This is a genomic window from Microcystis sp. M083S1 (assembly GCF_020246405.1).
Taxonomy (GTDB): domain Bacteria; phylum Cyanobacteriota; class Cyanobacteriia; order Cyanobacteriales; family Microcystaceae; genus Microcystis; species Microcystis aeruginosa_C.
The window spans coordinates 1-7593 of record NZ_JADBTB010000126.1 but is presented as its reverse complement, the minus strand read 5'-3'; the positions used below and the strand labels follow the sequence as shown (position 1 = coordinate 7593).

Sequence of the window (7593 nt, the reverse complement as noted above, 5' to 3'; positions counted from 1 at the left end):
CAGCAATTCTCATTTTAAAAAGTAACAAGTGATACAGACAGAAACAAAGCTTTAAGCAGGCTACAAAATGCGCTCCCGCGAGTGCGACTGCATCGCAGAGAAGTGAGTATATAGAGTATTTATACTCAAAATATTTGAAAGATGGGATAAATCTAGAACAAAAGTTCTCTACATCAGAAAGAGAACCAAATAAAAATTAATGATTGTTGTCTGTTGAGGTAAAATTATTAAGTTGGAAATATTAATTAATCAAACTGTTCTGCGATGACGAAAAAGGCGGTGACTTTAGAAATTCCTGAATTAATACAATTTTTAGTTCAAGAATTACATGACTTACCCGATGACAGAAAACCAGGAAACAATACCAAATATCAGGTAGAAGATGCAGTAGAACTCTTGCAAATTAATTATATGTTATAATGCTCGGTTAACTAATTTTCCCAAAAAAATTAGTTAACCAGTACATTCGTCCTAAATGAAAACTTGAAGTTTAACTTTTAACTCAAAACTCTTTAGAGCTGCTTTAATTTGGTTATCAAAACCTCTTTATTTAAGCGGCTACGACAACGATCGGGTCAATCTGAGCGATAATGCGATTAACCTTTAAATTGCCAATCGGGTAAAATGATCGACGTAAAGTTCAAGCGAGCCAGTCACGAGTTAATCTAAAATGAAGTTTCAGTCTTTCCGTTTTTTAGAATTCCGCACCCTTGACAGATCGCGAGTTGCCTAGCATTTTGTTCCCTAACCCTGTTCGTATCGGAGGGCGACCCCCTCGATCGGCATCGCGATTCTTTTGGGATAGGTTTGTGCGAGTGTAACATCCTGTTACTCGCGACCCCTCGATCGACAACAAGCGGCGAAAAGCTCTTACTATCGATCGGGTAAACCCTTTTTTCTTCCGAATCAGAAGCGGGAAATCTACCGATTTCCTTGCGTTTTGGCAGAGATACGAACCGGAGTGAAGTAAGAAATGCAAACTTTTCTGTCAGCTCGTATCCACGCTCGATCGGTTCGCTCCGAGTTTTGAAGATTTGTCGAACGTTCCTACCCACTCGATAGCGTGAAGCTGACGACTTCGAGGTAGAAATTACTTGAGTTGTACGGACACAAATACTAGGTCTCAATATGCGTTATCCCCCGAACCCTGTCCCGAGAAGTACCAGCACCCCTCCCACCTGTGATTGTCAATCCGACCCGATCGGTTGCTTGGAAACCATGTTCGTCGAGATGGTACAGAGGGGAAGAATCGAGCGAGGACAATGCCCGGCCCGTCGTCCGGTTTTCCTGCGCTTGCACGGTATCGCTCACGGACGTTTGGAAATCGTTCCCCACTTACCCGAACGGGCAAGGGTCGGTCTCTTTCGCGAACCCCGCTCTTACCCGGTTTGGGTACGTTACGCGAGCGATCTACCGGATGGTCGCCCCGATCTAAAAAGTACCGTGGGTATCGGGATTAAAGTGTTTGACGTTCCGGGAATCAAAGATCTCCCGCCCGATGAACACGCTCCCACGATGGATCTGCTCTTGCAAAACATCGATGTCTTCTTCGTGGATAACGCTCGCGAGATGTGCGAGTTTACCAAGGCATCGTTAACCGGTTCCGACGTTGCTAACGAATGGTTGAACGAGCATCCTAGAACGCGAGAGATTCTGGATGAAATGGAAAAGATCGTACCTTCGGTTCTAGAAACCGATCTCTGGAGTGCTATGCCATTCTGTTGGGGAGAACGAGATTTCTGTAAATATAAATTAGAGCCGGAAATCGTTCCTCCGGGGCCGGCTCCCGATTACGACGATCCCGATTATCTCCGCGTCGATCTGGCACAACGACTGCGCGGGGGTGAGGCCCGGTTGAAATTTCTCGTTCAGTGGCAAATCGATCCGGAAACCATGCCGATCGACCGCGCCACGGTTCGCTGGAGCGAAACGGACTCCCCTCCCCTCCACGTCGCGACCTTAATCCTGCCGGCACAGGATATCGATGCCCGCGGCCAATCCGCCTACGGGGAGACCCTATCGTTTAATCCGTGGCGCGTTCTGCCCGAGCATCGACCCGTCGGCAGTATCGCGGAAGCTCGGAAAATCGTCTATCAAGCTTCGGCGAAACTCCGGCGCGATGTCAACGGGGAATCGGTCGGGGAACCGCAAGAAGTTCGACCGAGTACCGCGTGGCCCGAGGGCAAGGATAGCTATATCGTTCGAGCGGCCGTCCATCCGGCGATCGGGGTCGCGCGAGTGGGCAATAGCACCGAGGAAGATGGTTACTATATCGGGCCGGAAGTCATCCGACCTCCCGCGGAGGAGCTTCGGGACGCGCGAGGCGCGCTCAAGCGTCAGGCCGCCCGATTCCGAGTTTACGGTTACAATGCCGCCGGGGAAGTGGTGGGAGAAATCGACAGCGACAGTGCCGCTATCGAGTGGACGGTTCATCTGGCCAATCGCAAAGCCCAGTGGTATCAGTTTCAAGTCGCCCTCGATATTCCCGAAGCCGAAGGTCTGGAGATTCCCCGTCGCAATCCCGACGTGAAAAAGGAATATCGCTCGACTCTGGCGATCGATCCCGGTCCGCGGACGATAAAAGGCAAAAATACTGCGGGGGAGGCGTATCGGTTCGATAACGGTCAGTTTATGGGAGTTACCGTACCCCTAGGCGAGTTACGAACCGATGACAAGGGACATCTAATCGTATTGGGAGGGTATGGTCACTCCGGTTCCCCCGAGGGAAAACCGATCTACAATCCCGACAATCCCAACAGCTTTAACAACGCGGACGGTTGGTTCGACGATATTTCCGACGGGCCGGTCACGGTATCGGTCAAGATCGCCGGACGGGAGATTCCCGTCGAGCCAGGCTGGGTAATCGTCGGCCCGCCGAACTACGCGCCCGATATTATCGGTTGGCGTACCCTTTACGACTTACTCGTCGATACTTACGTCGAGTGTGGCTGGCTACCCGTACCCGATCGAGCTTCTTTTACCCGCGATATCTGGCCCGTCCTGTCGCGTCTGTCGAATTTGCAGTGGGTCAACAAAGGATTCGCCACGCAGTTCGGTACGGGCGGCCCGATGGATTTCACGAACCCGGAAACGATCGCCAAACTAGCCCGCGTGCCGGAGCCGAACAACGATCCCTACGGTGAATTACGGCGGATTATCTTTAATACCTTTCGTCCGGCGAATACGACCAGTGGCGATCGCTCCCCGTGGCCGTGGATCTACGGCGATTCTTACGGTAGCGGGCCCGCGGACTCACCCCGAGCGAATCTGGCGTTATCGAAGGCCCGGATGCACTTGCTGGAGTTATGGGTGAAAGGCGATTTCGTCAACGATTGGAATCCGGAACTCGAAGAACCGGACAGTATCGAGAAAGTCCCCCTCGCGGAACAGCCCGCCACGCTCGATCGGGCGGCCTTGCATTTTTGCCTAGCGGACGCTTTTCATCCCGGTTGCGAGGTGACTTGGCCGATGCGCCACAGTACCCTCTACAGCGCGCCCTTCCGAGTACGCCACCGCCCGCCCGATGACCCCGAACCGGACTACGGAAAAACACTAACCCCGGAAATCGCCCTCAAAGTGGGCGGGCTGCTTTCGTCCCAAGGGCCGGGCGGACTAACCCGATGGATGGCTCTGCCCTGGCAAGGAGATACCGCTTTCTGTCGTTCGGGCTACGATCTGGACTACGATCCCTATATTCCTACCTTCTGGCCCGCCCGTGTCCCTAACCAAGTTCTCACGCGAGAGAATTACGAGATCGTGATCGATAAGACTTTACCGCGAGAACAGAGACTAGCGGCCTATTACACGCGCGATAGCTGGTTGCGGGCGTTAAAGGGAAACGCTCCGGAACAAATGCTACAGATGGTCAGCGAGTTCAGCAAGATGGGAATCATCGAACCGCGGCCGGGGATAGAGAACGATCCGGATTTCCCCCCGGTGATATTCGTGGAATCGCTGACAGACGAACGGCTCGAAGAGACGCGCGCGATATTGACCGCGAAACTCGCGGAGAAATCGTCAACACTGCCCGAAGCTATCCAGCAAGCGGGTTGGGACAGTATCGAGCAGTGGGAAGAGTTCCGACGGATCACGTTCGGATAAGCCGATGTGGGATGTCTTGATAGCGGGTGCAGGCCCGGCGGGAGCGGTCGCCGCCCGCGTTCTCGCCAGAGCCGGGCGACGGGTACTCCTGATCGACGATAGCCGTCCGGATCTCCCCAAGGTCGGTGAATCCTTACCCGGCGCGGCGCGGCCGATCTTACAGAATTTGGACGCGCTGACCGTTTTGGAATCGGGTTCGCATCTACCCTGTTATGGAAATATTTCGCTCTGGGGTGCCGAGCGGCCGGTCGTGAATGATTTCATCCACGATCCCAACGGTTCGGGCTGGCATTTGGATCGAGTCCGGTTTGACGGGGAGCTTCAGGCAGCCGCTCGGTCGGCGGGAGCGGTTTCGTGGAAGGATCGGGTGAAAAGCGTGACCGGGACGGGTGAGACTTGGCGGGTTCGTCTCAAAGAGCGGGAGGTGGTCTGTCAATGGTTGATCGATGCTACCGGTCGCGCGGCCGGTATCGCTCAAAGCCTGGGAGCCACGCGACATCGAGATATTCCCCTGTTCGCGGCCTATCGTTGGCTGGTCGCGTCCGATGAGGATACCGAGACCCGGACGGCGATCGAGGCGGTTCCGGATGGCTGGTGGTATACCGCGAGGTTGCCCGGTCAAACTCGCGTGGTCATTTTTCACACGGACGAGCGAGAGATAACCCGTATCCGACGAGATCCCGGCTGTTGGGACGCGGAGCTCGATAACACCCGATACATCCGTCACTGTCTATGTCGCGAGAGGGATTCCGTCCCGATTCATTTTAGGGAAGCCGGGGGCGGTTATTTAGATCGGGTCGTCGGGTCACGATGGCTCGCGACGGGAGACGCGGCTCTCTCTTTCGATCCGATTTCCTCGCGAGGGATCTTTAACGCTCTCTATACGGGGATGAAAGCGGGAGAGGCCGTTCACGCCGCCCTGACCGGCGATTTCAGCGCGCTCGATGTCTACGGGGAGCGATTGAAAACTGTCCGCGCGACGTATCGGAACCATCTCGATTTCATCTACCGCGCGGAAAATCGCTGGATCGATCGGCCTTTTTGGGCCGATCGACAGTCAACCTTTCCTTAGACCAGCTTGCCTTTCTGAAAAAGACCTAATTTGTTAGGGCGTGTCATCAGTTAAATCTGAAACCCTTTCTGAGCAAAGATTTTCGGCATTCCCTCGCTGAATAGCGAATCTGTCGAAACCTGCTCCCAGTCAGGGATCTGGAGCTAACTGATGACAGCCCCTAGTGTCTCGACCGGGCTATCAAGGGCGGTTTCAGTGCGAGCGAGGAGCTTGCCCGCTCGATTACTTCAGCTTGACACTGAGAATCGGTTCGAGAGTGGTGAGTTGTCGTTCCCGTTCCGCGTACTCGGCCTGATACGCCCGTCCCTCGTCCGTTTGTTGCAAGATCGCGAGACGGGACTGTAAAACGACGATTTTACGTTCTATATCGGCGATCTGCTTTCGGTTCCGATGACACGCTTTCTCCGCTTCCATCTCGATCGATTCTTTCAGCGATTCGAGGTCGGCGTTATTTTCGGGTTTCGGTTTGCAAGAGCGCAGTTGGAGAACGATATCGACGGTATCGGTGCGGTACACCACCCGTTTACCGTTCGCGGTCGCGCCGTCGTCGATGATGGACATCGCCTGTTCGATCGCCATCGGTTCGATCTCCTTCAGCTTGGCGTTGAACGCGGCGATCTGCCAGCGAATATCGGCGTACTCGCTCAGAATTTCTTTATTTTCAACGTCAGAGGTTGGAATCGTGGTTATTGGCTCATTCATGATAATTTAACCCTAGATTTTCACCCCTAGCGTCGCTATTGTTCTTGTCTCGTTTTCTTTTTTCCCGTTTCGGGTGGGTGGGTGGGCGCGAGTGAGGAGAGGTGGGGGTCATTCGCGGAACGGGCGGGGGATAGAGGACAAAAGTGGGAACCCCCGCCCGACGAACGAGCCGATACGGTGAGAAATCAAATGGAACAGGCGATCGTGACTCGATTCGTCAAGATGATCGCCCGTTATTTTCAATAAACTTGTCGGATGGTTAAATTAACCCGTTTTTTGCCGTTTAGAATGCCCTTAAAGCCGTGAAAGCGGAGTCGATCGTCCTCTCCCATGATGAAAATATCTCCCGGCTGTAGGGTAATTTCCTCGATCGGATCGTGGCGATTCAGTCCGCCTAGTTGAAAGATTCCCGATGCGCCTAAAGAAATCGAGATGATCGGCGCGGTCAAATTCCGTTCACTATTATCCTGATGCAATCCTAATTTGTTGCCCGGTAGGTATTTATTGATCAGGCAAGTTTGAGCTTGATAATTAGCCGGGATATATCCCTGTAATTTGAGGTAGTCTATCAGGGTTAAGAGGCTGGGGGTCAGGGATGCCCAGGGTTTTCCAGTGATGGGATGAAGGGTAGTGTAGCGGTATCCAAGGGTATCGCTAATCCAGCCCGTCTCTCCACAGCAAGTCATCTGATAGTGAAATTTCGCTCCCGATTTCATGGTGGGTGTGAATAGGGGCGATTCCGGTAGCACTAGGGTTTGAATTTCTCGGATTAGCGTGTGTTGTGCCGTTTTGGTCAGTAAGGGTAAATGGTGAATGGTCATGAGTTTTTCCTCGTTTTCTCAGTGATCTTGAAAGTAAAAAAGAGACTCTTATGAGCCTCTTTTTCCGTTTCTAAAATTTGATTACTCGATAATTTATTCCGTATGTCTTGCATAATTCGATCATGTGAGCCGTTCCTTTCGATTTCCCGTCCCAAAAGATAACGGCATGAGTTGCGTATTGTGCCATTTCTTCATTTCTTAAATATCCAGCCCGCTTCCCGTACTTTTTCCAATCCGCGGAAAATCTTGTTAGGGTCAATCCTTTCTCTTCCGCGTATCTTTCTCCCAATCGATCCGCTCCTCTCGCCGTACCGCTAATAATTTCTATATCTGAATGTTTTCCGATATAGAAATCCAGTTTTTCTTTTAATAAATTATAATCCGTAAAATCCCTGCGGTGTTGCTGAATTAAGCTATGAATCAGTAAGGAATAGGCACTTCTTGAAACTTCAGATAATGAATTAATAAACGAATAGAGTATCCTAACATTTCTGTAGACTTAGAATAGCAGAGTGTTTGGCGATGCAATCGGGCTAGATAATGTCTTAAACGTGTGTTCTCACCCTCTACTCTGGTCATATAAGTCTTACTAATTATATGGTCGCCCTCTGCTATAAAACATGGATAAACTGACCATCCATCACTCACATAAAAATAGCATACCCAAGACTTAACTAATTCCCATAATGGGCGAAACGTTTCGCTACTATGGTCTCCGATTACCCAACCTAAAATTCCTTTTTTAAAGTGGTCAAAGGCTGTCCACACCCAGATTTTGTTTTTTTTGAGCCAACAAAGGTTTCCAATTCATCCAGTTCCCCTACTTCAGGAATTGTTTCTGGGTCATAGGAACCCCTGGCAAAATTCAAGCACAGATTTTACCCAATTAATTACGGT

The 7593-nt window shown here is 51.5% G+C and carries 5 protein-coding genes and 2 pseudogenes; 3 read left to right on the top strand and 4 right to left on the bottom strand.

The window, feature by feature from the left end:
- Nucleotides 1-264: 264 nt before the first annotated feature.
- The 3 genes and pseudogenes from IM450_RS12925 to IM450_RS12915 form a co-directional block, all read left to right on the top strand.
- Nucleotides 265-390, top strand: a pseudogene (locus tag IM450_RS12925) (ISNCY family transposase); the annotation flags it as partial.
- Nucleotides 391-1218: 828 nt separating this feature from the next.
- Nucleotides 1219-4101 (top strand): LodA/GoxA family CTQ-dependent oxidase, encoded by a 2883-nt coding sequence (locus IM450_RS12920; RefSeq protein WP_287668764.1) that lies wholly within the window; start codon nt 1219-1221, stop codon nt 4099-4101.
- 4 nt (nt 4102-4105) lie between these two features.
- The gene (locus IM450_RS12915) at nt 4106-5173 is read left to right on the top strand and encodes an NAD(P)/FAD-dependent oxidoreductase (protein WP_287668761.1); all 1068 of its coding nucleotides are present in this window, start codon (nt 4106-4108) and stop codon (nt 5171-5173) included.
- Nucleotides 5174-5395: 222 nt separating this feature from the next.
- Here the strand turns inward: IM450_RS12915 and IM450_RS12910 are convergent, their stop codons facing one another.
- From IM450_RS12910 to IM450_RS12900, 4 genes and pseudogenes are all read right to left on the bottom strand, one after another.
- Nucleotides 5396-5875, bottom strand: coding sequence for a hypothetical protein (locus tag IM450_RS12910; protein WP_002803488.1), 480 nt, complete (start codon nt 5873-5875; stop codon nt 5396-5398).
- Between the two features lie 239 nt (nt 5876-6114).
- Nucleotides 6115-6696 (bottom strand): alpha-ketoglutarate-dependent dioxygenase AlkB, encoded by a 582-nt coding sequence (locus IM450_RS12905; protein ID WP_002803489.1) that lies wholly within the window; start codon nt 6694-6696, stop codon nt 6115-6117.
- A gap of 70 nt (nt 6697-6766) precedes the next feature.
- On the bottom strand, nt 6767-7105 hold the full coding sequence (locus IM450_RS22530) for a DUF2493 domain-containing protein (protein ID WP_353736969.1): 339 nt from the start codon (nt 7103-7105) through the stop codon (nt 6767-6769).
- Between the two features lie 11 nt (nt 7106-7116).
- Nucleotides 7117-7593 (bottom strand): annotated as a pseudogene (locus IM450_RS12900) (IS1 family transposase); the annotation flags it as partial.